The following is a 25507-nucleotide window of genomic DNA, read 5'->3' on the forward strand; positions in this document are numbered from 1 at the left end:
CCACATGCCGGCAGTCACGGGAGGACATCGGGCAAGCACGCAAAGGCCCGCCCAGCGTGCTTCCCCCAAGGAAGCACGCGGGACGGGCCTGTGAGCGTGGGCTACAAGAGTGCCCGGGAGGCTGGGCCTATGCCCCGGCCGGAACCCCGCGCTGTGCGTGGGTGTCGGTGCCGTCCTCGGTGTCGAACGGCAGTTCGTCCAGGTTGATCAGCGGGTTCTCGTCCTGGGTCGCCACCAGTTCCTTGGCCTCTGCCTGGGTGTCAACGCTGGGCATCGATCCCGGGAGCGGCCGGTTGGCGGATTCCTTCAGGAAGTAGATGGCCACGGCGCCCACCAGGGAGGTGGCCATCAGGTAGTACGCCGGCATCATGTCGTTGCCGGTGGCCCCGATCAGCGCGGCCACGATGAACGGCGTGGTCCCGCCGAAGATGGCTACGGCGAAGTTGTAGGCAATGCCCATCGCTCCGTACCGGCTGGAGGTGGGGAACTGGGCCGGGAGTGCCGAAGCCAGGTTGGCCACGTAGAAGGTCACGGGGAAAGCGATCAGGGCCAGGCCGGCGAGGGTGGACCAGATCTGCCCAATGCCAATCAGCATGAAGGCCGGGATGGCCAGGACGATAGTACTGACAGCGCCGATCCAGAGCACAGGACGGCGGCCAATCCGGTCGGAGAGCTTGCCGGTCAGCGGGATGCAGAGGCTCATGACCACCAGGACGGGAATCGTCAGCAGCGTGCCGTGCACCTCGTCGTAGCCCTTGGACTCGGTCAGGTACGTGGGCATGTAGGACGTCAGCGCGTAGCCGGCAGTGTTGGCAGCGGCCACAACAACCATGGCCACAATGATGGGGCGCCAGTAGGCCTTGACGATACCGACGGGTCCCTTGGCCGTGGCGGTGTCCCCGGCGGAGGCGTTCTTGGCGTTTTCTTCCTGGGCGTCAAGGGTGGCCTGGAACTGCGGCGATTCCTCGATCTTGCTCCGGAAGTACACGGCGATCAGGCCCAGCGGCCCGGCAACCAGGAACGGGATGCGCCAGCCCCAGTCCTCCATGGTGCCCTGGCCCAGGGTCAGCTGCAGGACAGAGACCAAGGCAGCGCCGATGGCGAAGCCGAGGTAGCTGCCCAGGTCCAGGAAGCTGGCGAAGAAGCCGCGGCGCTTGTCAGCGGCGTACTCGCTGACGAACGTGGTGGCGCCGGCGTACTCGCCGCCGGTGGAGAAGCCCTGGATGACCTTGAGAAGCACCAGGAGCGCTGCAGCCCAGAGGCCGATCTGGGCGTATCCGGGCAGGAGGCCGACGGCGAACGTGCTGGCCGCCATGATCATCAGCGTGGTGGCCAGGATCTTCTGGCGGCCCATCTTGTCGCCCAGCCAGCCGAAGATCACGCCGCCCAGAGGACGGGCGATGAAGGTGGCGGCAAAGGTTCCCAGCAGGAACAGCGTTTGGGTGGTGGGATCGGATTCAGGGAGGAACACCGGGCCCATGGTGGTGATGAGGTAGCCGAAAACGCCTACGTCGTACCACTCCATGGTGTTGCCAACGATCGTGCCGCCCAGTGCTTTTTTGAGCATGGGCTGGTCCACCACGTTGACATCGGATTCCTTGAGCCGGCGGCGTGGCAGCAGCCTGGGCTTCTTGGCAGCCGTGGGGGCTGCAGGGTCGGTTCCGCGGGCGCTCCTGGCGCCTGCTGAAGAGTCGGTCATGCTTCGGTCTGTGGGCATTTGGGCAACTCCTGTGGAGGTCATTTGCTTGCGACTTGTAGCTGCCCCGCTCCGGGCAGGCCTTCAATTTTACGGGATTCCTCTAGCGTCCGGGCAGTTTGATGGCGTAGCATGCTCCCTTTTGGGCCCGATATGGGGCCGGTTCCGGAAATTTTTCCCCCGGCTTTTCCCGCGTGATCACTGGGAAGCAGGCTGATGAACGGCGCCGTTACCAAAATTTTTCCAAGTTGCTCCGTTTCAAGCCCGCTCCCGCGGGAAACCGGCCGCAAAAAGTGACCGCTGCCACGGTCCCCGGAGGGGTTCCCAGCAGCCGCGGACGTGCCTATGGTAGAGCGATGAACACACTTCTTTCCGGGCAGTAGTCCGCGCGCCCGGACGCTTTCGTCGGCATTCGTTTCAAGGAAGAACGAAGGAAAGAAGGGAAGAACCACATGGGTGAAGAATCCAACCAGTTCCACATCAGGCCTGAGGTGGCAGACCACCTTGCCGCAGCCATGGATGCGCCTGTTACGCCCGGCCCCGCGGCAACGGGTGCCGTTCCGCTGGCAGGGCAGGGCGGGTGGCCGGACGGCATGGGAAAGCGCAGGCACCCGAAGGACCGCGGCGCCGGCCACGGCCGGATGGGGCACGAGGCCGCCGTGGTGGCGGTCCACCGCACCGGCCGGCCGCAGATGCCGCACTCCTCATAGCTGCCTGCAGCGCGCGGATCCAGCATGGCGACGCGCGCTGTCCACATCGACACGGAAGTTACCTGGCGCCCCCGACATATGGGGGACGCCAGGTAATTTGCGCGCCGCGGACCCGCAAGCGCGCCGACAAGCGTGCGCCCCGCCAGGAGTCATCGCGCCGGGCTCACCCTTCGCGGACCACGTCCGACGGGTCCTTGTCCAGGCGCCAGCCCCGCCACCGTGGATGCCTGAGCCTGCCCGGCCCCGTCCACTCGCTGTAGGTCACCTCGCCTACAAGCTCCGGTGACACCCAGTGGGCGTCGGCGGAATCCGGCCGGGGGACGTCGTGGAAGGGTGAGGTCTTCCGGCCCAGGCGTTCCACCGTCTGGCGGAGTTCCGTGAGCTCCCGGCTGCTGAAACCGGACCCGACCCGGCCCACGTACTGCAGCTTGCCGCCGTCGGGAATGCCCACCAGCAGCGATCCCACGGTGTCCTGCCGCCCGCCCTTCCCCGGCCGCCAGCCGCCCACCACCACTTCCTGCGTCTGCTCCGTCTTGAGTTTGATCCAGGTCCTGGTCCGCTGCCCGCTCACGTAGCGGCTGTCGGTCCTCTTGGCCATCACGCCTTCAAGGCCGAGCTCCCGGGCGCTGTCGAGGAGGAGGTCCACGGATTCCTCAAGCACCATGGACAGGTCCACCGGGCAGCCGGAGGGACGGAAGAATTCCTCCAGCCGCTGCCGCCGTGTGCTGAGCGGCAGGCGCCGGAGGTCCTTGCCGTCGTCGAAGAGCAGGTCGAACAGCATCAGCTGGACCGGGATCGAGGTGCGGGCTTTGGCGACGTCGGCGGCCCGGGTGAGTTTCATCCGCCCCTGCAGCAGGCCAAAGTCAGGCCTTCCACCGGGCCCGACGGCGATGATCTCACCATCCGCCACGAACGGCTGCTCCGGCCAGCAGGCCCGGTCCGTGAACTCGGGGTAGGTCTTGGTGACATCATTGCCGTTGCGGGAGAAGATCCGGACCTTTTCGCTGTCCGCCACCAGCAGCGCCCGGACGCCGTCCCACTTGAGCTCGTACTGCCACGTGCTGCCGTGCAGGTCGGCGGTGCTTCCTGAGGTTGCCATCATGGGCGCGTACTCCAGCGGGTCGGCGGGAGCGCTGTGCGTTGCTGCGGGAGCCTCGGACGCCTCTTCGCCGCCGGCGTCCTGCGAAGGTTCCGGCACTGCCCGGGCCGGCTGCCGTCGTCGTCCGCCTTGCTGCTCCTGGTCCATCAGGTGGATGAGCCATTGGTTTTCGGCGTCCTTGCCTTGCCCGCGTCCGGTGTGGATGAGGGCCACCTTCCTGCTGCCGCCCAGGCCGCCGCTTTCCGAGCCCGTCAGGGTGACAATGACTTCCTTGCCGTTGATCCACTTGTGCAGTTCGTAGGTGCCGGTGTCCCAAATCGTCATCTCGCCCGCGCCGTACTGCCCCTTGGGGATGGTGCCGTGGAAGGTGAGGTAGTCCATGGGATGGTCCTCGGTCTGGACTGCCAGATGGTTCCTGCCACCGGATTCCGGGACGCCCTTGGGCAGGGCCCATGACGCCAGGACCCCCTCGTGTTCCAGCCGCAGGTCCCAGTGCAGGCGGCTGGCGTGGTGCTCCTGGATGACAAAACTGTTGCCGCCGGCCGGGATGCCAGCGAACGGTTCGGGGGTCGCCTTGGGGTCGCGCATGGAACGGTACCTGCCCAGCCGGGCGTCGGCGTCGTGGTGTGCGTCCCCCTGGTCCGGGCTGTCGGTTGTCCCACCCGCCGCCGCGCCTGCCGCGGCGTTGACGACGGCGGCGAACGGGTCCTTGCCGTCCCGCACCCGGCGCAGCACCTCCTGGTAGTCCAGGTGCTTCAGCGTGGGAGACTGGATTTCCCGCCATGTCCGCGGGGCGGCCACCATGGGCGTGGGCCTGCCGCGCAGCGAGTAGGGGACCACCGTGGTTTTTGCCGCGTTGTTCTGGCTCCAGTCCACCAGCACCTTGCCCGTGCGCAGGGATTTCTTCATGTCGCTGACGGCAAGGTCCGGGTGGTCGGCCTCGAGTGCCCGGGCCAGTTCACGGGCGAAAGCGGAGATCTGTTCCGAGGTCTGGCTGCCGTCCAGCGACGCGTACAGGTGGATGCCCTTGCTGCCGCTGGTCACCGGGACCGGGTCCAGGCCCACGTCCTGCAGGATGGTCCGGGCCAGGAGGGCCACCTCCCGGCATTCCGGCAGCCCGGCACCGTCGCCCGGGTCCAGGTCCAGCACCAGCCGGTCCGGATTGAGCTGGTGGCCGTGCGAATCCACCCGCCACTGCGGCACGTGGATTTCGAGGGAGTTGATCTGGCCGAACCAGGCCAGCGTGGCGGCGTCGTTGACCAGGGGGTAGTGGATGGTCCGGTCCTTGTGGGTGATCGCGGCCCGGGGCAGCCAGCCGGGGGCTGAGTCCTCCAGGTCCTTCTGGAAAAACACCTCTCCCGGTTTGTCCGCGGTGCCCACCCCGTTGACCCACCGCTTCCGCGTGGCCGGGCGGTTGGCGGCCGCCGGTATCAGGACGTGCGCCACTGCGGCGTAGTAAGCCAGCACATCCGCCTTGGTGGTGCCGGTCTCCGGGTAGATGATCTTGTCCAGGTTGGTCAGTGTCAGTTCGCGCCCCGCCACCCGGACACGTTCCCGGCTACCTGCCATGGGGCTTCACCTCCGGCCCGCTCTGATGTTGACTGTATGAATGAGAGCCATCTGGAAAGGTGCCATCGCGTTCGGCCTGGTCAACGTGCCCGTGAAGGTCTACAGCGCCACTGAGGATCATGACATCAGTCTGCACCAGGTTCACAATGCCGATGGCGGCAGGATCCGCTACCAGCGCCGGTGCGAGGTCTGCAGCGAGGTGGTGGACTACTCGGACATCGAGAAGGCCTTCGAGGAGGATGGCCGCACGGTGGTGCTGTCCAAGGATGAGCTCAAGTCCATTCCCGCCGAGAACAGCCACGAGATCGAAGTGGTGCAGTTCGTGCCGTCGGAGCAGCTCGAACCCATGATGTTCGAGAAGAGCTATTACCTTGAGCCGGATTCCAAGTCGCCCAAGGCCTACGTTCTGCTGCGCCGCGCGCTGGAGGACACGGACCGGGTGGCCATCGTCCAGTTCGCACTGCGCGAGAAGACCCGGCTGGGTGCCCTGCGGATCAAGGACGACGTCCTGGTGCTGCAGTCCCTGCTCTGGCCCGACGAGGTGCGCGAGGCGAGCTTCCCGTCCCTGGAGGCGGACATCAGGATCTCCGCCCAGGAACGTGACATGTCAGCGGCGCTGGTGGAATCCATGGCCGCCGACTTCGAACCAGACTCCTTCACCGACGAGTACCAGGTGCAGCTCCGCCAGCTGATCGACGCCAAGCTGGAACAGGGCGAATCGCTGGACACGGAGGAAACCTTTGGCGTGGAAGCCGGCGAGGGCGGCAAGGGCGAGGTCATCGACCTCATGGAGGCCCTCAAACGGAGCCTGGACCGGAAGCGCGGCGGCGGGGAAGCCGCCTCCGCTGGCGGGGAATCCGACGACGAAGCGGACGCAGGGGACGAGGACACCGAAACCGCCAAACCGGCACGCCGGACCTCCGGCACCAAGGCGGCCGCGTCCAGGACCGCGGCAGCGAAGACCGGCACGGACGATGCCAAACCGGCCGCCAGGTCATCAGCGAAGTCCACACCGGCTTCCGCCAAGTCCACGGCGTCCAAGTCGACGACAGCCAAATCCACTGCAGCCAAGTCCGCTGCAGCTAAAACAACCGCGTCCAAGTCCTCCGGCGCAGGCTCGGCGGACACCAAGGCGTCCGGCGCAAAGGCCGCGGCAAAGCCGGCTGCCAAGACCACCAGGGCGCGCAAGCCGGCCTGACCGGCATTTGGGACGGCACTCCGGAAGGGCCTGGCCGGCCGGTCCGGCGCGCTTTCGGGAAACCCTGTCTTTACAGCGGCCTCCAACGCGCCCACAATGAGTCGCATCGCAGCCTCCGCTGTGCCAACAGCGTGCTGTCACCCATGTGGACCTGACACGTAGAGGGGCACGGACATGAGCCAGCAGACCGATGCAGTGGAGGCGGACCGGGAGCTGAAGAGAAAGCACCGGGCCATGTGGGCGTCAGGGGATTACCCCGCCCTCGCGGACGAGATGCTCCTGGAACTGGGCGCCGTCCTGGTGGAGGCCTGCGGCATCAGGTCACGCCAACGGGTCCTGGACGTTGCGGCCGGAACCGGCAACGCGGCCATTCCCGCGGCCATGATGGGTGCCAAGGTGGTGGCCAGCGACCTTACTCCTGAACTTTTTGAGGCAGGGCGCAAAGAGGCAGCCAACCGTGGCGTCAGCCTGGAGTGGCAGGAGGGCGACGCGGAAGCCCTGCCGTTCGGCGATGCGGAGTTCGACGCAGTGATGTCCTGCATCGGGGTGATGTTCGCCCCGCACCACCAGGCGGCCGCGGACGAGCTGCTCCGGGTCTGCAAGCCGGGCGGCTCCGTCGGGCTGCTCAGCTGGACGCCGGAAGGATTCGTCGGGCAGATGCTGGCCGCCCTGAAGCCGTTTGCCCCGCCGCCCCCGCCCGGCGCGCAGCCGGCCCCGCTCTGGGGGAGCGAGGAGCATGTCCGCGAACTGCTGGGGGACCGGATCACCGACGTTCACACCCGCAAGCAGAACCTGGCCGTCAGGAGCTTCCACCAGCCCGCGGACTTCGTCAGGTATTTCAAGTCCCACTACGGCCCCATCATCGCCGTCTACAAATTCCTGGGCGAGGACCAGGAAAAGGTCAAGGCCTTGGACAAGGCCCTGACCGACCTTGCCGATTCCTTCGGTGATGCGCACGGCGATTCCCCGTTCCAGATGGAGTGGGAGTACCTGCTCTTCACGGCAAGAAAGGCTGCAGCATGACCGAAAACCATGTAGCAACGTCCGTCACCATGATCGACGCCGGGCCGGAACGCGTGTGGGAGGTGATTACCGACCCCGCCGCCGTGAAGGAGTTCATGTTCGGGGCAACCCTGCAGACCGACTGGAGGGTCGGCAGCCCCATTACGTGGCAGGGGGAGTGGGAGGGAAAGCCCTTCCAGGACAAGGGCCGGATCCTCGAGGTCGAACCAGGCCGGAAACTGGTGTACACCCACTTCAGCCCGTTGTCCGGCCAAGAGGACAAGCCGGAGAACTACCACACGCTCGAATGGACGCTGGAGGACCAGGACGGCGCCACGAAGCTTTCGCTGTCGCAGGACAACAACCCCAGCGAGGAAGCTGCAGCGCACTCCAAAGGCATGTGGGACAAGCTCGTGGCGGACGTCAAGGCGCTCGCCGAGCGCGGCTGACTGCTCCCCGCCCGGGTGGGCTGGGGGTTAAAACCAGGCGGCCGCCGTCGGACGTTTCCCTTTCGGAGGAAAGCCCGACGGCGGCCGCCGGCGTTGTGCTGCCTGGGGCAGCGCAGCTGCTACTCGGCGTCGTGATCCGTTTCGAGGATCTGCACCAGGCGCTCCAGCGCATCGTCTGCGCCGGCACCTTCGGCGCGGAGGACCACCACGTCGCCGTGTGAGGCGCCCAGGCTCATGAGGGACAGGATGCTGGCGGCATCCATGGCCTCGTCTGCCGGCTCGCCTTCACGGGCGATGGTGATGTCCAGGTCGAACTCTCCGGCTGCCTCGGCAAAGATAGCGGCGGGGCGGGCGTGCAGGCCCACGCGGCTGGCGACTGTTGCGGTGCGTTCTGGCATTTTTGCTCCTTTGTCTTTCGGCGTGCTGATGGTTCAGCGCCGGGAAGGTCTGTGGCTAAACCGGCTCAGACGGTTACGGGAACCGGTTCAACCGTATCAACGGTCTTCTTGACTGCCCAGCGCTTGAGGGCGATGACCGACAGGGCGGTAACCACCACGCCGACGATGATCGAAACAACGAACATCAGGAAGTTGTCGATGGCGAAGAAGACGAAGATTCCGCCGTGGGGTGCCTTGGATCCGACGCCCGCAGCCATCGAGATGGCACCGGTCACCGCACCGCCCAGCATGCTGGCGGGGATAACGCGCAGCGGATCGGCCGCGGCGAACGGGATGGCACCTTCGGAGATGAAGGACGCACCCAGCAGCCATGCTGCCTTGCCGTTTTCCTGCTCCGCCAGGCTGAAAAGCTTCTTGTTCAGGACGGTGGAGGCCAGGGCCATGGCCAGCGGCGGAACCATGCCGGACGCCATGACGGCGGCCATGATCTGCCACGGAGCCTGGTTGTCGATGGTGGCGGCACCAAGGCCGGCGACGGCGAAGGAGTAGGCAACCTTGTTGACCGGGCCGCCGAGGTCGAAGCACATCATCAGGCCCAGGATCACGCCCAAGGCGATGGCACCGGCACCGGTGAGGCCGGACAGCCAGGAGTTCAGGCCGTTGGTGATGGCGACGATGGGGCCGCCCAGGATCACGAACATCAGGCCCGAAGCCACCAGCGAGGCCAGCAGCGGGATGATCACCACGGGCATCAGGCCGCGCAGCCAGCGAGCCACCTGCAGGCGCCCCACCACGTGGGCGATGTAGCCGGCCAGCAGGCCGCCAACGATGCCGCCCAGGAAGCCGGCACCCATGAACCCGGCAACTGCACCGGCGACGAAGCCCGGCGCGATGCCCGGACGGTCGGCGATGGCGTAGGCGATGTAGCCCGCCAGTGCCGGAACCAGGAACCCGAGCGACAAAGCGCCGATCTTGAACAGGACCGCGCCGAGGTAGGCGCCCAGCGGACCCCAGGCGTTTTCGGGGAATTCGGTGGGCAGGTTGAACAGGCTGTTCTGGACCACGATCGTGTCCGCGTACTTGGTGATCAGGTAGCCGCCCATGAGGAAGCCGAGGGCGATCAGCAGGCCGCCGCCGGCCACGAACGGAATCATGTAGCTGACACCGGTGAGCAGGGCCTTCTTGAGCTTCTGGCCGATGTGCTCGCCCTTTTCCTCAGCCTCGTGCTCGGCCTGCTCCTCCGCGCCGAAGTGCGGGACGCGGCGGGCGTGGGGGTTGTCGGCGGCCGCGAGTGCTTCCTGGACCATCTTGTCCGGCTCGTCGATGCCGCGCTTGACCGGGGCGTTGATGACGGGCTTGCCGGCAAAGCGTTCCTTGCCGCGCACGTCAACGTCCACGGCGAAGATCACGGCGTCCGCGGCCGCGATGACCGCGGGGTCCAGTGCCTTGGCGCCGGAGGAACCCTGGGTTTCCACCTGCAGGTCTACGCCCACTTCCTTGGCAGCTGCCACGAGGGAGTCGGCCGCCATGTAGGTGTGGGCGATGCCGGTGGGGCACGCGGTGACGGCTACCAGGCGCTTGGGTCCGCGGGCGGCGGAACCGGTGGAAGCCCCTGCAGGGGCACCCACGGCACTGGCACCGGCTGCTCCGGCTGCGCCGACTCCGGCGCCGACCGGAACTGCGTCGGCCGGAGCTGCGGCGTGGGCTGCGGGCTTGTCCGCCAGGGCGCCGTCCACGAGTTCCACGATCTCCGCCTCGGAGGAGGCGTTGCGGAGTGCCGCGGTGAAGTCCTTTTTGATGAGCGACCGGGCCAGCTTGGAGAGCAGCTTCAGGTGCTCCTGGTCCGCTCCGTCCGGAGCGGCGATGAAGAACACCAGGTCAGCGGGGCCGTCCTTGGCGCCGAAGTCCACCTTGGGGTTCAGGCGGGCCATGGCCAGGGTGGGCACGGTGACGGCGGCGGAGCGGCAGTGCGGGATGGCGATGCCGCCGGGGATTCCCGTGGCGGTCTTCTGCTCGCGGGCGAAGGCGTCCGCGAAGAGTCCTTCAACTTCTGATGCGCGTCCGGTGGCAGCTACCTTGCTTGCCAGATGCCGGATCACCGTCTCGGGGGCGTTGCCCAGGTTCTGGTCGAGCTCGACCAGGTCCGTGGTGATGAGCTGGGTCACTGTCAATCCTTTCGAAGGGCCGTGATGGTTACGGCATCCGGGGTGGTTTGGTTTACTGCCGGAACGGTGGAACCCGGCAGCGAGGCAGCGGCGGCACCGTGGGCCACCGCCTGACGAAGGCAGTCGGCAGGGGCGGCGCCCCGGCCATGGGCAAGCAGGTAGCCGGCAAGTGCGGAGTCGCCCGCACCCACCGTGCTGACCGCGGCGACCGGCGGGTGCGTGGCCAGCCACGCGCCGTCGGCCGTAACGAGGACAGCTCCCTTGGAACCGAGAGTTGCCAGCACAGCACCCACGCCGGTGCGGACGACGGCGGCTGCGGCGGCAGCGGCAGCAGCCGGATCCGCTTCCAGTTCGTCACCGGATGCCGGGGGGAAACCGGCAGCTGCGGCCAGCTCCGCCAGTTCCTCGGCGTTGGGCTTCAGGAGGTCGGGCATGCCTTCCGGGCCGCCGGTGAGGGCAGCCGCGAGTGGCAGGCCGGACGAGTCGACGGCGATCCGCGGGGCGGTGCCGTCGGCGGAAGAACGCAGGCGGCGGGCTGCCGTTGCGTAGAAGTCAGAGGGGAATCCCGGCGGCAGAGAGCCGGCCAGGACCACCCAGGTGGCGCCGCGCGAGCTTTCGACCAGCAGCTTGATGAGGGCTTCCTGCTGGTTCTCATCCAGTGCGGGGCCCGGTTCGTTGATCTTGGTGGTCACGCCGCCGGGTTCGGTGAGCGCCACGTTGGTGCGCAGCGGCTCGTCGATGGGAAGCGAAACGAAGGGCACTGCGTGCTCGCGCAGCCCGGCCAGGACGGGATCGCTGTCCGCGCCGGGGAGGACGGCAAGGGACTCCAGTCCCGAGGCGACCAGGGCGCGGGAGACGTTGACGCCCTTGCCGCCGGATTCCTGGCGGACGGAGACGGCGCGCTGTACCTCGCCACGCTCCAACGGGCCGGGAAGGGCGACGGTCCGGTCAAGGCTGGGGTTGGCCGTGAAGGTGACGATCATGCGACCACCACATCAACGCCGGCCTCTTCCAGGGCGGCTGCGAGTTCAGGTCCGGGTTCACTGTCTGTGATCAAGGTGTCCAGATCTTTCAGGGAGGCGAACTGGACCAGGGTTTCCGTGTCCAGCTTGGAGGAGTCGGCCAGCACCACAATGCGGCGTGCCGACTGGACGAAGGCTGCCTTGACGGCGGCTTCTTCAGGATCGGGAGTACTGACGCCAAAGGTGGCGTGGATGCCGTTGGTTCCGATGAACGCGATGTCAGGGCGGATCCGGGCGGCAGCGTTCACCGTTGCCTGCCCCACGGCCACCTGGGTGAGGCCGCGAACCCGGCCGCCCAGGATCTGCAGGGCAACGCCGGGGACGTTGGAGAGTTTGCTGGCAATGGGTACTGCGTGGGTGATGACCACCAGTTCGTGCTGGGGGCCCGTTCCGTCGGAAGGTTCGACGGCGGCGCGGCGGGCCAGCATGTCGGCAAGCACCTCGGTGGTGGTGCCTCCGTCCATCAGGACGCTGGCGGGCGAGTTCCGGGGGATCAGGGCAAGGGCGGCTTCGGCGATCCGGATCTTTTGGTCCGGCCGCTGGATGGCCCGTTCAGTGACGCTTTCCTCGGTGGTGCTGAAGCGGTCTGCCGCAACGGCCCCACCGTGGACACGGCGGACCGTGCCGGCGTTTTCGAGGGCTGCAAGGTCCCTGCGCACCGTCTCGGTGGTGATGCGGAAGCGCTCAGCCAGCAGGGTCACGCTGACCCGGCCGCTGCCGGCTACAAGCTCGGCAATCTGCTGCTGGCGCTCTTCGGCGAACACATACCCTCCGTTGCGTAGGTCCTGCTGTGAGTCTGTACGCCTGGCCGTCTTCCCGGTCCTGCGTGACTGGCATCACATTGATGTTGAGTTACTTGACTTTATCTTTGGTTCTGTTGGTTTGTCAATGGAAACCAACATGAAACAAGATCGAGCTTTTTCAGGCCCGGGCGCAGGCGCGAAAAAGCCGGGCTGGACACGTGGTGGTCCAGCCCGGCTTTTCGGGTTCATCGGTGGTGGCCCGGATCCCGTCCCCGGTGGTGGCCCGGCTAGATGCCGCCGTCCCGGCTTTCGTGGCGGGTGATGCGCTCGCCGGTGGTGGGATCGATGACCGAGCGGGACTCGCTGACCCGGCGGCTGCGGCCCGGGGAAGCGAGGATGAGTGAGGCGATCAGCCCGATTACGCCTACCGCCATGAGGATGTAGCCCACCAGTTGCTGGTCCACGAACGGGATGAGTCCGGGCGCCACGGCCCAGGCAAGGATGGCGCCGAGGGCGATGAGGAAGATTGACGATCCGATTCGCATGACTTGCTCCTTATGGCCGCGGGCTGCGCGGCGCTGGTAGGGCGATACGGGAGGGTGGTGCGTACACTGCCAAAAGCCAAGCCTGCTGTCTATCAAGCGTCACGCTACCTCCCGGTGATTGCGGATTCAATGATCCGGGCGGGGCGTCGTGCTTCCGTAGTTAGGCTTGACCAGTGGAAACAGTTGTGTGGTCCAAGCCGGAGGACCAGCGCGCAGGCACCCCCCTGCTGGTGATGATGCACGGTTACGGTACGGACGAGTCCCGGATGGTGCGCCTCTTCGAGTACCTGCCTCCCGAGTTCACGTTTGCCGCCCTGCGGGCTCCGATGCCCATCGGGGACCACTGGGGCTGGTTCCTGCTCGACTACTTCCTGGCGAACGACTTCGCGGATGTCATCTCCGCCGCCAACTCGGTGCGGGCCTGGATCAGTTCCGTCAGGGACCAGCACAGCAGCGTCACCCTGATGGGTTACTCGCAGGGCATGGCCATGGCCAGTACGCTCCTGCGGCTGCACCCGGATGACTACAAGGCCGTTGTGGGACTGTCCGGCTTTGTGCTCAACAACGAGCTCCTCTCGGTGACGGACTCCTTTGACGTCAGGCCGCCCTTTTTTTGGGGCCGGGACAAGGCGGACCTGGTGATCAACGAGGACGCCGTTGCCTACACCGCGGAGTGGCTGGAAAAGAACACGCTGCTGACGGCCCGGACCTACCCGGGAATGGGGCATGCGATGTCCAAGACCGAGATGGTGGACGTCAGCGCCTTCCTGCGCCACTACGTGCTGCGCTGACTGTGTAGCTGCCCCATCGGTGGGTACGAAAAAACAGTTGCCAGCGAAATTTGCAAGCGCTTACACTCGTCTACGGCCATGATCGGTCCTGCAGTGGGCGGACAAGGAAGTGATGCTGCGTGCATGAGGCGCAGCAGTATCCTCCTTCAGGCTGTCCCGGCAGGGCCGGCTGTCCACGAACCGAAAGGACACCGCACTGCCGATGACACTCGAAACTGCAGCTGGGACCGCCGGCTGGACCGGCGCCGCAGCAATCCTCTTTGACCTGGACGGCGTTCTGACGCCCACCGCCACCGTGCACGAGCGCGCCTGGCAGGAACTGTTCGATGGCTACCTGGCCTCGCATCCGGAGGTCCCCGGGTACCGGGAAAGCGACTACTTCGACCACATCGACGGCAAGCCCCGCTTTGACGGTGTGCGCGACTTCCTGGCTTCGCGGGGGATCACGCTCCCGGAAGGCCCGCTGGATGACGACCCTGCCCACGAAACCGTCCAGGGCCTGGGCAACCGGAAGAACGCGATCTTCAATGACATCGTGAGCGCCGGCGTCGAACCGTTCCAAGGCTCGGTCCGCTTCCTCGAAGCCGCCCTGGAACGCGGACTCAAGGTCGCCGTCGTCTCTTCCTCCCGCAATGCCCCTGCCGTCCTCAAAGCCGCCGGACTCAGCCACTATTTCCCCGTGGTGGTGGACGGTGTGGTGGCCGCGGAACAGGGCCTGCCCGGAAAACCAAGCCCGGCCACCTACGAATACGCGGCCAAACTCCTGGACCTCTCCAGTCCGGAGTGCGTAGTGGTCGAGGACGCTGTGTCAGGGGTTCAGGCCGGACACGCGGGATCGTTCCACTCCGTGATCGGCGTGGACCGTGGCGCCGGGCGGCAGACGCTCCTGGACGCCGGAGCCACCCTGGTGGTCAACGACCTCCAGGAACTCGTCCCCTAAACCCAGGCCTCAAACCCCGTTGCCTGCCCCGGGCAACCCTGCTGCTCCCCGGCAGCACCCATCCGAGTATTGCCCTTCCCCCGAATATTCCGTGCCGGCCAGTCCGGCACCACAGCAAGGCCAAAAGGACCCCGACCATGGCATTGATCTCCGCGGACCGCGAACGGTTCCCCGATACCCCCTGGCAACTCGTCGAAACGCGCTACGGAACCGATGGCGCCGGAACCCTGGAGGCCCTGTTCGCCCTGGGCAACGGCCATCTGGGCATCAGGGGTGCCCATTGGGCGGCGGCCGACGCAGAGCTGCCAGGCAGCTTCATCAACGGCCTGCACGAAATCTGGGACATCAAGCACGCCGAAAACGCCTTTGGCTTCGCCCGGACGGGCCAGCGAATCCTCTACATCCCCGACGCCAACAACTTCACCGTGGTGGTGGACGGCGAAAACCTCAGCCTCGCCGAATCAGAGGTCCTGGACTACCGCCGGAGCGTCGACTTCTCCACCGGGATCTACGAGTGCCGCATCACCTGGCAGTGCCGTTCCGGCGCCACGGTGACCACCACGGAACGGCGGGCGGTGGGCTACGAATCCCGCGGCTGCCTGGGCATTTCCCTGGAGGTGGATGCGGACCGGCAAATCTCCCTGGACGTCACCTCCGCAGTGATCAACCGCCAGGACCAGCCGGTGGAAGACCACTCCGTCCACGATCCCCGCCGGGCGGGACGGCACGCCGGGCGGGTGCTGCTCCCCGTGCGGCTGGACGGCGGCGACGGCTCGCTGCGGTTGTCCTGGGAGGCAGCCGAGTCCAAGCAGCGGGTGGGGATCGCGGTGGACCACTGGACCTCCGCCGGCCACCAGCCGTTCGAAACGGTGGTGGACCAGGACGACAGCACCGTCCGGTACGTCCTTGCAGTGGACGCCGGTGACCCGTTCCGGCTGGAAAAGACCGTCAGCTACGCAGCCGGCCCCACCGTCCAGGACCCGGACGTGGATGCGGCCGCAGTGGCTGAGGAGGCCCTCCGCCCGGTGGACAGCATCTTTGCCGAAAGCATGGCCCACTACCGCGGCTACTGGGCCACCTCGGACATTGTGGTTGAGGGCGGCCGGCCCGGGCTGCAGCAGGCCATCCGCTGGAACCTGTTCCAGCTGGCCCAGGCCACGGCGCGTGCCGATGTTGCCGGCATTCCCGCCAAAGGCGTGACGGGCTCGGGCTACGAGGGGCACTACTTCTGGGACCAGGAGGTGTACCTGCTGCCGTACCTTACCTACACCAACCCCGACGGCGCCCGGCAGGTCCTCGAGTTCCGCCACGGCATGCTTCCCGAGGCCAGGATCCGGGCGAAGGAGCTGAGCGTGGACGGCGCCCTCTTCCCGTGGCGCACCATCAACGGGCTCGAGGCCAGCGCCTATTACGCGGCCGGTACCGCACAGTTCCATATCGCCGCCGCGATTGCCTTCGCCACCAACAGGTACCTCTGGGCAACCGGGGATGCCGGATTCCGGGATGGCATGGGCGCTGAACTGCTGATCGAGACGGCCCGGATGTGGATCTCCCTGGGCTTCTTTGGCAAGGACGGGCTCTTCCACATCCACGGCGTCACCGGCCCTGATGAGTACACGGCAGTGGTGAATGACAACCTGTACACGAACGTGATGGCCCGCTTCAACCTGCGTGCCGCCGCCGCGCTTGGGCACGCAGGCATCACCCACGAGGAGCGCCAGCTGTGGGAGGCGGCCGCCAACCGCATGCAGTTGCCCTTCGATGACCGGATGCAGGTCCACTCCCAGGACAACGACTTCATGACCCTGGAGGCCTGGGACTGGACCACGCCGCGGTCCAAGTATCCGCTGCTGCTGCACTTCCACCCGCTGGTCATCTACCGGCACCAGGTACTGAAGCAGGCCGATACGGTCCTGGCCATGTTCCTGCAGTGGCAGGACTTCACGGCTGAGGAGAAGCAGCGGGCCTTCGACTTCTACGATCCCATCACCACCGGCGATTCCACACTGTCCGCCTGCGTCCAGGGGATCATGGCGGCCGAGGTGGGCTATTCGAGGGAGGCCCTGGACCACTTCACCAATGCCGCCTTCATTGACCTTGACAACACGCACGGCAACACGATCGACGGCGTGCATATCGCCTCCACCGGCGGAGTTTGGAGTTCGCTGGTGTGCGGTTTCGCCGGCATGCGCGACCAAGGCCCGGTCCCGTACTTCGATCCCCGCCTTCCCGCGGAGTGGGAGGGGCTGACCTTCCACCTGAAGATCAGGGGCCGCCTGCTGCTGGTCCAGCTCGCCGCCGGCTTTATCACGCTGACGGTCCAGGACGGCGGTCCGCTGGAGATTGACGTCCGTGGCCAGCGGCTGATGGTGGGCAACGAGCCGGTGCGGGTTCCACTGGAACCGGTCGCGGAACCGGAACCCACGGTGTTCCCCAGCGGATTGCCGACGGCGAGCATCCCGGTGGTGCGCGGCAACAGCTGAGCGGGTTGCCGGGCTGGGCGGACGCGCCGGGGGGAGGCCGGCGGCTTCCCTTGCCGGCCTCCCCAGTCTCCTGTTGTCTTCCGGCCTGGTGCCCCCCAAAACAGCACCAGGCCGGAGCGCAGTGGCCTAACCGGCGAGGAGGGTGGCGGCTTCCTGGCGGGTGGTGCCGGAGTCCTGGATGCCTTCGGCGATGTGGGCGAGTTCGGCGGGGATGTCGCGGCCTTTTTTGCGCATGGCGGTGGCCCAGAGGCGGCCGGCGCGGTAGGAGGAGCGGACCAGGGGGCCGGACATGACGCCGAGGAAGCCGATTTCTTCGGCTTCGTGCTGGAGGTCCACGAATTCCTGGGGTTTGACCCAGCGGTCCACGGGCAGGTGCCGTTCGGAGGGGCGCAGGTACTGGGTGATGGTGATCAGGTCGCAGCCGGCCTGGTGGAGGTCGCGGAGGGCTTCGCTGATTTCTTCGCGGGTTTCGCCCATGCCCAGGATGAGGTTGGACTTGGTGACCATGCCCAGGTTCCGGCCCTGGGTGATGACGTCCAGGGAGCGTTCGTAGCGGAACGCGGGGCGGATCCTTTTGAAGATCCGGGGCACGGTTTCGACGTTGTGCGCGAAGACTTCGGGGGCGGAGTCGCAGATCGCCTTGATGTGGTCGGGGTTGCCGGAGAAGTCGGGGATGAGCAGTTCCACGCCGGTGCCGGGGTTCAGTTCGTGGATTTTGCGGACGGTTTCGGCGTAGAGCCAGACGCCTTCGTCTTCGAGGTCGTCGCGGGCCACGCCGGTGACGGTGGCGTAGCGCAGCTGCATGGACTGTACGGAGCGGGCCACCTTGGTGGGTTCGAACATGTCCACGGGGGAGGGTTTGCCGGTGTCGATCTGGCAGAAGTCGCAGCGGCGGGTGCATTCGGAGCCGCCGATCAGGAAGGTGGCTTCCTTGTCTTCCCAGCATTCGAAGATGTTGGGGCAGCCGGCCTCTTCGCAGACGGTGTGCAGGCCTTCTTTTTTGACCAGGTTCTTCAGCCCGACGAACTCCGGGCCCATCTGGACCTTGGCCTTGATCCACTCCGGCTTGCGCTCCACCGGGACCGCAGCGTTGCGCTGCTCGATCCGCAGCATCTTCCGGCCTTCAGGTGCCAGGGTCATGATCGTGTTTCCTTTGTCTTCTTGGGGAATCGGAGTGTGCCGGTGTCAGCGGGGTGTCAGCATTCGACGACGTTGACGGCGAGGCCGCCCATGGCGGTTTCCTTGTATTTGTCGCTCATGTCTTTGCCGGTTTCGCGCATGGTGATGATGACTTCGTCGAGGGAGACGCGGTGGGTGCCGTCGCCCCAGAGCGCCATTTTCGCGGCGTTGATGGCTTTCGCGGCGGCGATCGCGTTCCGTTCGATGCAGGGGACCTGGACCAGCCCGCCGATCGGGTCACAGGTCAGGCCGAGGTTGTGTTCCATCGCGATTTCCGCGGCGTTCTCCACCTGGGCCGGGGTGCCGCCCATGACCTCGGCCAGGCCCGCGGCGGCCATCGAGGACGCGGACCCGACCTCGCCCTGGCAGCCCACCTCGGCCCCGGAGATCGAGGCCTGTTCCTTGTAGAGCACCCCGACGGCACCGGCGGCGAGCAGGAACCGCACCACCACATCGTCGCGGTCGGCCTGGGTGGCCTGGTCCATGCCCGGGGCGAAGTGCAGGGCGTAGAACAGCACCGCGGGGATGATCCCGGCCGCCCCGTTCGTGGGGGCGGTGACCACCCTCCCGCCGGAGGCGTTCTCCTCGTTCACGGCCAGCGCCACCAAGTTAACCCACTCCTGCCAATACCTCGGGTCGTAGTGGTCCTGGCCGTCATTATCGGTGTCTTCGGGGCGGGCGGTTTCCTTCTTCAACCGCTCGTACCAGTCCGGGGCGCGGCGGCGGACCTTCAACCCGCCCGGCAGCACCCCTTCACGCTTGAGCGAGGTGGCCACGCAGTTCTCCATCACCGACCAGATATGCACCAGCCCGGCCCGGATCTCCTCCTCGGACCGGGAGTCCTTCTCGTTCACGAACATCACGTCCGCGATGCCCAGCCCGGTCACCGCGCAGTGCTCCAGCAGCTCCGCCGCGGTCCGGAACGGCAGCGGCAGCACCTCCTTGGACGCGTCCAGTTCCTGCTGCGCTGCGTCCTCTTCCCCCTCGCGGACGATGAACCCGCCACCGACCGAGAAGAACGTCGCCGCATGCACCACGGAACCCTCAGCGTCGGTGACGGTGAACGTCATCCCGTTCGTGTGCCGCGGCAGCACCGTCAACGGCCGCAACACCATGTCGCCCACCCCGTACGGCAACGCCATACCCTCACCACCAGCACCGGCCAGGTTCAGGATCCCGGTCTCCGCGATCGAAGCCAGCCGCTCCTCCACCTCTTCGGGCAGGATCAGTTCCGGATGGAACCCCTCCAACCCCAACAGGATCGCGGTCATCGTCCCATGCCCATGCCCCGTCGCGGCCAGCGACCCATACAAATCCACCCGCAACGACGCCACGTCCGCGAGCTTCCCCGAGGCCTTCAACTCCTCAGCAAACACGGCAGCAGCCCGCATCGGCCCCACCGTATGCGAAGACGACGGCCCAATACCGATCGAAAAGAGGTCAAAGACACCAACAGCCATGTGCGTGGTTCCTAACTAATACAAGTGGTCGGGATGGAGCGGGCAGGACATCCTCTGCGTGCTCGGTCGCGAAGACGCCCGCTGAGCGGACGTGACGCTCCCTTAGACGCACGCTGCCGGATGCCCCACCCACTCCGCGGGCACGTCACCAGGAGACATGCGCACGAGGGGCCGGCGGAGCCGGACTTTTCGAAAGCCTGCTCCCCACCGTCTCCCTAGCCTCGCAAGCTCGGCCAGGGAACCCTGACGGCGTGGGCCCAACGAGGCGTGAAAATGTCCGGTCCGCCGGTCCCGGTAGCAACCGGAGATCAGGACAGTGGTGCGACGCCCGGGTAGAGCGGGTGGGCGGCGGCGAGTGCCTCGACGCGGTGACGCAGCCCGGAAAGGTCCGCGCCGGCGTCGGCAATCAATGCCTCGGCAATGATGTCCGCAACCTCGCGGAAGGCGTCCTCGCCGAAGCCACGGGTGGCCAGGGCCGGGGTGCCGATGCGCAGGCCCGAGGTGACCATTGGCGGACGCGGGTCGAAGGGGACCGCGTTGCGGTTGACGGTGATGTCGATCGCAGCCAGTCGGTCTTCTGCCTGCTGGCCATCGAGTTCGCAGTTGCGCAGGTCCACCAGGACCAGGTGCACGTCGGTGCCGCCGGACACCACGCTGATGCCCCTGGCGGTGACGTCCGGCTGGACCAGGCGTTCGGCCAGGATGCGGGCGCCGGCCAGGACGCGCTCCTGCCGCTCCTTGAATTCCTCGGACGCCGCGATCTTGAACGCCACGGCCTTGCCGGCGATGACGTGCTCCAGCGGCCCGCCCTGCTGGCCCGGGAAGACGGCGGAGTTGATCTTCTTCGCGACGTCGGGGTCGTTGGAGAGGATGATGCCGCCGCGCGGACCGGCGAGGGTCTTGTGCGTGGTGGAGGTGACCACGTGGGCGTGCGGGACCGGCGAGGGGTGCAGGCCCGCGGCCACCAGTCCGGCGAAGTGTGCCATGTCCACCATGAGGTAGGCACCCACGGAATCGGCGATCCGGCGGAACTCGGCAAAGTCCAGCTGGCGCGCGTAGGCTGACCAGCCGGCCACGATGAGCTGCGGCTTGTGCTCCTGGGCCAGCCGCTCCACCTCTGCCATGTCGATGGTGTGGGTGTCTTCGCGGACCTGGTACGGGACCACGTTGTAGAGCTTGCCGGAGAAGTTGATCCGCATGCCGTGGGTCAGGTGGCCGCCGTGGGCCAGGTTCAGTCCCATGATGGTGTCGCCGGGCTTGATGAGCGCGTGCATCACCGAGGCGTTGGCCTGGGCGCCGGAGTGCGGCTGGACGTTGGCGAACCCGGCGCCGAACAGGGCCTTGACCCGGTCGATGGCCAGCTGCTCGATGACGTCCACGTGCTCGCAGCCACCGTAGTACCGCTTGCCCGGGTAGCCCTCGGCGTACTTATTGGTCAGCACCGAGCCCTGCGCCTGCATGACCGCTGCGGCTGTGTGGTTCTCGGAAGCGATCATTTCCAGGCCGTCGCGCTGGCGGCCCAGTTCGTCGTCGATCTTTGCCGCAATCTCGGGGTCCAGGGCAGCGAGGTCTGCGTTCAGGCTGGGGGAGACCACCTGTTCAAAGGCCACGGTGCCCGCAGCGGATGAAGCGCCGCTCACAGTTCGCCGCCGTTTGCTTCGGCGTATTCCTGTGCGGACAGCAGCGGGCCCTCTTCGGTGACGGTGACCTTGAAGAGCCAGCCGGCGCCGTAGGGGTCGTTGTTGATCACGGCGGGGTCGCTGACGACGTCGTCGTTGACTTCCGTGACCTCGCCCGTCACGGGGGAGTACAGGTCGGAGACGGACTTGGTGGACTCGATCTCGCCACAGGTCTCGCCTGCGGTCACCGTGGCGCCAACCTCGGGCAGGTCCACGTAGACGATGTCGCCCAGTGCCTCGGCGGCAACGGCGGACACGCCCACCACGGACGGGCCGGAGCCGTCGGCGGCGATCCATTCGTGTTCGGCGGAGTACTTCAGTTCAGCGGCAACTTTAGCCATGGTGTGTTTCCTTAAGTTTGGGGTTCAAAAATGCGGGAGCGCCGGGCTATTTCTGGCGCTTGTAAAAGGGCAGCGCGACGATTTCGAAGGGCTCGGCCTTGCCGCGCAGGTCCACGTCCAGTGCGGTGCCCAGCTCAGCGTGCTCGACGTCGACGTAGGCCAGTGCCACGGGGTAGCCAAGGGTGGGGCTCGGCTGGCCCGAGGTCACCTCGCCCACCACGTTTCCGTCTTTGAGGACGGGGTAGCCGCCACGGCCGGCACGGCGGCCGTGCCCTTTCAGGCCAACGAGTTTGCGCTTGGGGCCGGCTTCCTTGGCTGCCTCAAGTGCGGCCCGTCCCACGAAGTCGCCTTCCTTGGACTTGAGGGCAACTACGGGGCCAAGGCCGGCGTCGAACGGCGAACGCTCCAGCGAGAGCTCGTTGCCGTACAGCGGCATGCCCGCTTCAAGGCGAAGCGAATCGCGGGATGCGAGGCCGCAGGGGACAATGCCGAACTCTTCCCCGGCCTGGGCCACGGACTCCCACAGGGAAGCGGCGCCTTCGTTCGGGAGGAAGAGTTCAAAGCCGTCTTCACCGGTGTAGCCGGTGCGGGCCAGGATGACATCGTGGCCGGCCACGGTGACTTCGTTGAACGCGTAGTACTTCAGGTCGGTGACCAGGGCGTGCTGGGACTCGTCCGTGAGCTTGAGCAGGATGGCCTCGGCCTTGGGTCCCTGGACTGCGACCAGCGAGGTTGCCGCCGAAGCGTCCTCCACCGTCACGTCGAAGGCGGCAGCGCGTTCGGCGAGGGCGGCCGCCACGGTGGGGGCGTTGCCGGCGTTGGGAACCACCAGGTACTTCTCATCGCCGAAACGGTACGTGATGAGGTCGTCGATGATGCCGCCGTCTTCATTGCAGATCAGCGAGTACTTGGCCTTGCCGTCCGCGATGGCGGACAGTTTGCCCACCAGGACGTAGTCCAGGAAAGCCGCGGCCTGGGGCCCGGTGACCCACACTTCGCCCATGTGGGAGAGGTCGAACAGGCCGGCAGCGTTGCGGACGGCGTGGTGTTCAGCCAGTTCGGAGCTGTACTTGAGCGGCATCTGCCAGCCACCGAAGTCGGTGAAGGAGGCGCCAAGCTTCTTGTGCTCTTCGTAAAGAGCCGTGTAGTTCTCAGTCATGGGGGATCCTTAGTTTTCGAACTCGGACAGCGGCGGGCAGGAGCAGATCAGGTTCCGGTCTCCGGCGGCGCCGTCGATCCTGCCCACCGGCGGGAAGTACTTGTCCTGCTTGAGGTGGTGGACGGGGAAGACGGCCTGCTCGCGGCTGTACTGGCGGGTCCATTCGGAGTTCACAACGGCGGACGCTGTGTGGGGTGCATTGCGCAGCGGGGAGTCCTGGACAGAGAAGTCGCCGTTGGCCACCTGGTCGATTTCCTTGCGGATGGTGATCATGGCTTCGATGAAGCGGTCGATCTCGGCCAGGTCCTCGGACTCGGTGGGCTCCACCATCAGGGTGCCGGCCACCGGGAACGCAAGGGTGGGGGCGTGGAAGCCGAAGTCGATGAGGCGCTTGGCCACATCCTCCGCGGTAACGCCCGTCTTCGCGGTCAGGTCGCGGAGGTCCAGGATGCATTCGTGCGCCACGAGGCCGCCTTCGCCGGTGTACAGCACCGGGAAGTACTCGTTCAGGCGCACGGCAACATAGTTCGCTGCGAGCAGGGCTGCCTTGGTGGCCTCGGTCAGGCCCTCCCCGCCCATGAGCTTCACGTACGCCCAGGAGATCGGCAGGACACCGGCGGAACCGAAGTTCGAGGCACTGATGGCCACGCCGTGGCCTTCCTCATGCGCTGCCTTGTTGGCGTCGCCGGGCATGAACGGCGCCAGATGGGCCTTGGCCGCAACGGGCCCGACGCCGGGTCCGCCGCCGCCGTGCGGGATGCAGAAGGTCTTGTGCAGGTTCAGGTGGGAGACGTCGCCGCCGAACTTGCCGGGCTGGGCCAGTCCCACCAGGGCGTTCAGGTTGGCACCATCAACGTAGACCTGGCCACCGGCAGCGTGCACAGCCTCGCAGATCTCGGTCACGTCCGCGTCGTACACGCCGTGGGTGGACGGGTAGGTGATCATGATCGCCGAGAGGACGTCCTTGTTCGCCTCGATTTTCGCGTACAGGTCCTCGTGGTCGATCGTGCCGTCCGCGGCCGTGGCAACGACGACGACCTTCATGCCGGCCAGGACGGCAGAGGCGGCATTGGTGCCGTGGGCAGAAGCGGGGATCAGGCACACGTTGCGCTGGGTATCGCCGTTGGCGCGGTGGTAGCCGCGGATGGCCAGCAGGCCGGCGAGCTCGCCCTGGGAACCGGCGTTCGGCTGGAGGGACACCTGGTCGTAGCCGGTGATTTCCGCAAGGTCGGCTTCCAGGCCGCTGATCAGTTCACGCCAGCCCTTGGTCTGGGACTCGGGGGCGAACGGGTGGATGGAAGCGAATTCCGGCCAGGAGATGGCTTCCATTTCGGCGGTGGCGTTCAGCTTCATGGTGCACGAGCCCAGCGGGATCATGGTGCGGTCCAGCGCCAGGTCCCGGTCCGACAGCCTGCGGATGTAGCGCAGCAACTGGGTTTCGGACCGGTGGGTGTTGAACACCGGGTGCTGCATGTACTCGGAGGTGCGGAGCACCTCTGCGGGCAGGTCGAAGCCCTCAGCGTCCACTACCGGGCCGGCTCCAAAGGCGACGGCGATCGCGGAGAGGATTTCCGGCGTCGTGGTTTCATCCACGGACACGCCAATGGTGTCGGCGTCGATGTGGCGCAGGTTGATGCCGCGTGCTTCGGCAGCGGTGATGACCTTGGCGGCCTTGCCCGGGACGGAGACCGTGACCGTATCGAAGAACGCCTCGGCGGCCAGTTCCCGGCCTGCGATCTTGAGCGTGGTGGCGAGGGCGCGGGCGTTGTTGTGGACGCGCTCGGCGATGGCCTTCAGTCCGTCGGGGCCGTGGTAGACGGCGTAGAAGGAGGAGACGATGGCCAGCAGGGCCTGCGCGGTGCAGATGTTGGATGTCGCCTTTTCGCGGCGGATGTGCTGCTCGCGGGTTTGCAGCGCCAGGCGGTACGCCGGGAGGCCTGCGTCGTCCTTGGATACGCCCACCAGGCGGCCCGGCATGGAACGCTCCAGGCCCTTGGCCACGGCCATGTATGCGGCGTGCGGACCGCCGAAGAACAACGGCACCCCGAAGCGCTGGGTGGAGCCGACGGCGATGTCGGCGCCCTGCTCGCCCGGAGGAGTGATCAGGGTCAGTGCAAGCAGGTCAGCGGCCACGGTGACCAGTGCGCCGCGCTCCTTCGCCGCCGCAATAGTGGCGGACTGGTCCCAGACCCGCCCGGAGGCACCGGGCTGCTGGAGCACGATGCCGTTGATGTCGCCGTCGGGCAGGCCGTTGGACAGGTCGGTGACCTCAACTTCGAAGCCCAGCGCCTCGGCGCGGCCCTTGACGATGGCGATGGTCTGCGGCAGCACGTCGGCGTCCAGGACGGTCTTGCCGTCGCGGGCGTCCTTGTTCTTGTTGGCGCGGCGCATCATCAGCACGGCCTCGGCCACGGCGGTGGCTTCATCCAGCAGCGAGGCGTTGGCGATCGGCAGGCCCACCAGGTCCTGGACCATGGTCTGGAAGTTCAGCAGTGCCTCGAGCCGGCCCTGGGAAATCTCGGGCTGGTACGGGGTGTAGGCGGTGTACCAGGCCGGGGCCTCCAGGACATTCCGGCGGATGACGGCGGGCGTGATGGTGTCGTAGTAGCCCTGGCCGATCATCTGCACGGCCGTCTTGTTCTTGGCTGCGAGCCTGCGCAGCTCCGCAAGGACCTCAACCTCGCTCAGCGCGTCTTTGAGCGCAAGGGGCTTGGACTGGCGGATTGAGTTGGGAACGGCGATGTCCACCAGTCCATCAACGCTGTCGTAGCCAACGGCCTTGAGCATGGTGTCCACGTCAGCCCGGCGGCGTGCACCGATATGCCGGTCTGCAAAGGCAGACGGAAGGGATTGAATCGTCATGAGGAACTCCAGGTTTG

Annotated in this window: 20 protein-coding genes; 7 read left to right on the forward strand and 13 right to left on the reverse strand. The window is 66.7% G+C overall.

Annotation, left to right across the window (positions count from 1 at the left end; genetic code table 11):
- Window positions 1-127: 127 nt before the first annotated feature.
- Window positions 128-1717, reverse strand: coding sequence for an MFS transporter (locus LDO22_RS15985; RefSeq protein ID WP_224024515.1), 1590 nt, complete (start codon window positions 1715-1717; stop codon window positions 128-130).
- 431 nt (window positions 1718-2148) lie between these two features.
- On the opposite strand from LDO22_RS15985, the gene LDO22_RS15990 reads away from it, so the two are divergent.
- Window positions 2149-2406: a hypothetical protein gene (locus LDO22_RS15990; RefSeq protein WP_224024517.1), complete on the forward strand. Its 258-nt coding sequence runs from the start codon at window positions 2149-2151 to the stop codon at window positions 2404-2406.
- A 163-nt stretch (window positions 2407-2569) separates the two neighbouring features.
- On the opposite strand, the gene LDO22_RS15995 is transcribed toward LDO22_RS15990, so the two are convergent.
- A complete protein-coding gene (locus LDO22_RS15995) occupies window positions 2570-5074 on the reverse strand; it encodes an ATP-dependent DNA ligase (RefSeq protein ID WP_224024519.1) in 2505 nt (834 codons plus the stop codon).
- A 40-nt stretch (window positions 5075-5114) separates the two neighbouring features.
- Between LDO22_RS15995 and LDO22_RS16000 the strand changes: the two genes are divergently transcribed.
- The 3 genes from LDO22_RS16000 (at window position 5115) to LDO22_RS16010 (ending at window position 7723) form a co-directional block, all read left to right on the forward strand.
- Window positions 5115-6272: a Ku protein gene (locus LDO22_RS16000; protein WP_224024521.1), complete on the forward strand. Its 1158-nt coding sequence runs from the start codon at window positions 5115-5117 to the stop codon at window positions 6270-6272.
- Between the two features lie 174 nt (window positions 6273-6446).
- Window positions 6447-7295: a class I SAM-dependent methyltransferase gene (locus LDO22_RS16005; RefSeq protein ID WP_224024523.1), complete on the forward strand. Its 849-nt coding sequence runs from the start codon at window positions 6447-6449 to the stop codon at window positions 7293-7295.
- Window positions 7292-7723: an SRPBCC domain-containing protein gene (locus LDO22_RS16010; RefSeq protein ID WP_224024525.1), complete on the forward strand. Its 432-nt coding sequence runs from the start codon at window positions 7292-7294 to the stop codon at window positions 7721-7723. Before LDO22_RS16005 ends, LDO22_RS16010 begins: the two co-directional genes overlap by 4 nt.
- Window positions 7724-7842: 119 nt before the next feature.
- Here LDO22_RS16010 and LDO22_RS16015 read toward each other — a convergent pair whose 3' ends face one another.
- The 5 genes from LDO22_RS16015 to LDO22_RS16035 form a co-directional block, all read right to left on the reverse strand.
- A complete protein-coding gene (locus LDO22_RS16015; protein ID WP_015935750.1) occupies window positions 7843-8121 on the reverse strand; it encodes an HPr family phosphocarrier protein in 279 nt (92 codons plus the stop codon).
- A 65-nt stretch (window positions 8122-8186) separates the two neighbouring features.
- The gene (locus LDO22_RS16020; protein WP_224024527.1) at window positions 8187-10286 is read right to left on the reverse strand and encodes a fructose-specific PTS transporter subunit EIIC; all 2100 of its coding nucleotides are present in this window, start codon (window positions 10284-10286) and stop codon (window positions 8187-8189) included.
- 2 nt (window positions 10287-10288) lie between these two features.
- Entirely contained in the window at window positions 10289-11269 is a 981-nt protein-coding gene (locus LDO22_RS16025) for a 1-phosphofructokinase family hexose kinase (RefSeq protein ID WP_224024529.1), read from the reverse strand.
- Window positions 11266-12072 (reverse strand): DeoR/GlpR family DNA-binding transcription regulator, encoded by an 807-nt coding sequence (locus LDO22_RS16030; RefSeq protein WP_224024530.1) that lies wholly within the window; start codon window positions 12070-12072, stop codon window positions 11266-11268. The genes LDO22_RS16025 and LDO22_RS16030 overlap by 4 nt, the downstream gene beginning before the upstream one ends.
- A gap of 266 nt (window positions 12073-12338) precedes the next feature.
- On the reverse strand, window positions 12339-12596 hold the full coding sequence (locus tag LDO22_RS16035; protein WP_159633816.1) for a DUF6458 family protein: 258 nt from the start codon (window positions 12594-12596) through the stop codon (window positions 12339-12341).
- 173 nt (window positions 12597-12769) lie between these two features.
- Between LDO22_RS16035 and LDO22_RS16040 the strand changes: the two genes are divergently transcribed.
- From LDO22_RS16040 to LDO22_RS16050, 3 genes are all read left to right on the forward strand, one after another.
- A complete protein-coding gene (locus tag LDO22_RS16040; protein ID WP_224024532.1) occupies window positions 12770-13387 on the forward strand; it encodes a dienelactone hydrolase family protein in 618 nt (205 codons plus the stop codon).
- A gap of 202 nt (window positions 13388-13589) precedes the next feature.
- Window positions 13590-14327, forward strand: coding sequence for an HAD-IA family hydrolase (locus tag LDO22_RS16045; RefSeq protein WP_159633811.1), 738 nt, complete (start codon window positions 13590-13592; stop codon window positions 14325-14327).
- Between the two features lie 137 nt (window positions 14328-14464).
- Window positions 14465-16810, forward strand: coding sequence for a glycosyl hydrolase family 65 protein (locus tag LDO22_RS16050; RefSeq protein WP_224024534.1), 2346 nt, complete (start codon window positions 14465-14467; stop codon window positions 16808-16810).
- A 126-nt stretch (window positions 16811-16936) separates the two neighbouring features.
- Here the strand turns inward: LDO22_RS16050 and lipA are convergent, their stop codons facing one another.
- The 6 genes from lipA to gcvP all read right to left on the reverse strand — a co-directional run bounded on the left by lipA (window position 16937) and on the right by gcvP (window position 25490).
- Complete coding sequence (lipA, locus tag LDO22_RS16055; protein ID WP_141158411.1) at window positions 16937-17950, reverse strand: lipoyl synthase; 1014 nt, start codon at window positions 17948-17950, stop codon at window positions 16937-16939.
- 56 nt (window positions 17951-18006) lie between these two features.
- Entirely contained in the window at window positions 18007-19449 is a 1443-nt protein-coding gene (locus tag LDO22_RS16060) for an L-serine ammonia-lyase (protein ID WP_224024536.1), read from the reverse strand.
- A 308-nt stretch (window positions 19450-19757) separates the two neighbouring features.
- Window positions 19758-21089: a serine hydroxymethyltransferase gene (glyA, locus tag LDO22_RS16065; RefSeq protein WP_275182376.1), complete on the reverse strand. Its 1332-nt coding sequence runs from the start codon at window positions 21087-21089 to the stop codon at window positions 19758-19760.
- Entirely contained in the window at window positions 21086-21469 is a 384-nt protein-coding gene (gene gcvH / locus LDO22_RS16070; RefSeq protein WP_224024538.1) for a glycine cleavage system protein GcvH, read from the reverse strand. The genes glyA and gcvH overlap by 4 nt, the downstream gene beginning before the upstream one ends.
- 46 nt (window positions 21470-21515) lie before the next feature.
- Window positions 21516-22628: a glycine cleavage system aminomethyltransferase GcvT gene (gene gcvT / locus LDO22_RS16075; protein WP_224024540.1), complete on the reverse strand. Its 1113-nt coding sequence runs from the start codon at window positions 22626-22628 to the stop codon at window positions 21516-21518.
- A gap of 9 nt (window positions 22629-22637) precedes the next feature.
- Complete coding sequence (gene gcvP / locus LDO22_RS16080; RefSeq protein WP_224024542.1) at window positions 22638-25490, reverse strand: aminomethyl-transferring glycine dehydrogenase; 2853 nt, start codon at window positions 25488-25490, stop codon at window positions 22638-22640.
- Between the last annotated feature and the right edge of the window lie 17 nt (window positions 25491-25507).

The organism is Arthrobacter sp. NicSoilC5, from assembly GCF_019977395.1.
In the GTDB taxonomy this organism is placed as follows: Bacteria; Actinomycetota; Actinomycetes; order Actinomycetales; family Micrococcaceae; genus Arthrobacter.

What these genes read in the sequence shown, in the direction of transcription:
- LDO22_RS15985 (WP_224024515.1), bottom strand. Translation starts at nt 1,717, where the DNA reads ATGCCCACAGACCGAAGCATGACCGACTCTTCAGCAGGCGCCAGGAGC.
- LDO22_RS15990 (WP_224024517.1), top strand. Translation starts at nt 2,149, where the DNA reads ATGGGTGAAGAATCCAACCAGTTCCACATCAGGCCTGAGGTGGCAGAC.
- LDO22_RS15995 (WP_224024519.1), bottom strand. Translation starts at nt 5,074, where the DNA reads ATGGCAGGTAGCCGGGAACGTGTCCGGGTGGCGGGGCGCGAACTGACA.
- LDO22_RS16000 (WP_224024521.1), top strand. Translation starts at nt 5,115, where the DNA reads ATGAGAGCCATCTGGAAAGGTGCCATCGCGTTCGGCCTGGTCAACGTG.
- LDO22_RS16005 (WP_224024523.1), top strand. Translation starts at nt 6,447, where the DNA reads ATGAGCCAGCAGACCGATGCAGTGGAGGCGGACCGGGAGCTGAAGAGA.
- LDO22_RS16010 (WP_224024525.1), top strand. Translation starts at nt 7,292, where the DNA reads ATGACCGAAAACCATGTAGCAACGTCCGTCACCATGATCGACGCCGGG.
- LDO22_RS16015 (WP_015935750.1), bottom strand. Translation starts at nt 8,121, where the DNA reads ATGCCAGAACGCACCGCAACAGTCGCCAGCCGCGTGGGCCTGCACGCC.
- LDO22_RS16025 (WP_224024529.1), bottom strand. Translation starts at nt 11,269, where the DNA reads ATGATCGTCACCTTCACGGCCAACCCCAGCCTTGACCGGACCGTCGCC.
- LDO22_RS16035 (WP_159633816.1), bottom strand. Translation starts at nt 12,596, where the DNA reads ATGCGAATCGGATCGTCAATCTTCCTCATCGCCCTCGGCGCCATCCTT.
- LDO22_RS16045 (WP_159633811.1), top strand. Translation starts at nt 13,590, where the DNA reads ATGACACTCGAAACTGCAGCTGGGACCGCCGGCTGGACCGGCGCCGCA.
- LDO22_RS16050 (WP_224024534.1), top strand. Translation starts at nt 14,465, where the DNA reads ATGGCATTGATCTCCGCGGACCGCGAACGGTTCCCCGATACCCCCTGG.
- lipA (WP_141158411.1), bottom strand. Translation starts at nt 17,950, where the DNA reads ATGACCCTGGCACCTGAAGGCCGGAAGATGCTGCGGATCGAGCAGCGC.
- LDO22_RS16060 (WP_224024536.1), bottom strand. Translation starts at nt 19,449, where the DNA reads ATGGCTGTTGGTGTCTTTGACCTCTTTTCGATCGGTATTGGGCCGTCG.
- gcvH (WP_224024538.1), bottom strand. Translation starts at nt 21,469, where the DNA reads ATGGCTAAAGTTGCCGCTGAACTGAAGTACTCCGCCGAACACGAATGG.
- gcvT (WP_224024540.1), bottom strand. Translation starts at nt 22,628, where the DNA reads ATGACTGAGAACTACACGGCTCTTTACGAAGAGCACAAGAAGCTTGGC.
- gcvP (WP_224024542.1), bottom strand. Translation starts at nt 25,490, where the DNA reads ATGACGATTCAATCCCTTCCGTCTGCCTTTGCAGACCGGCATATCGGT.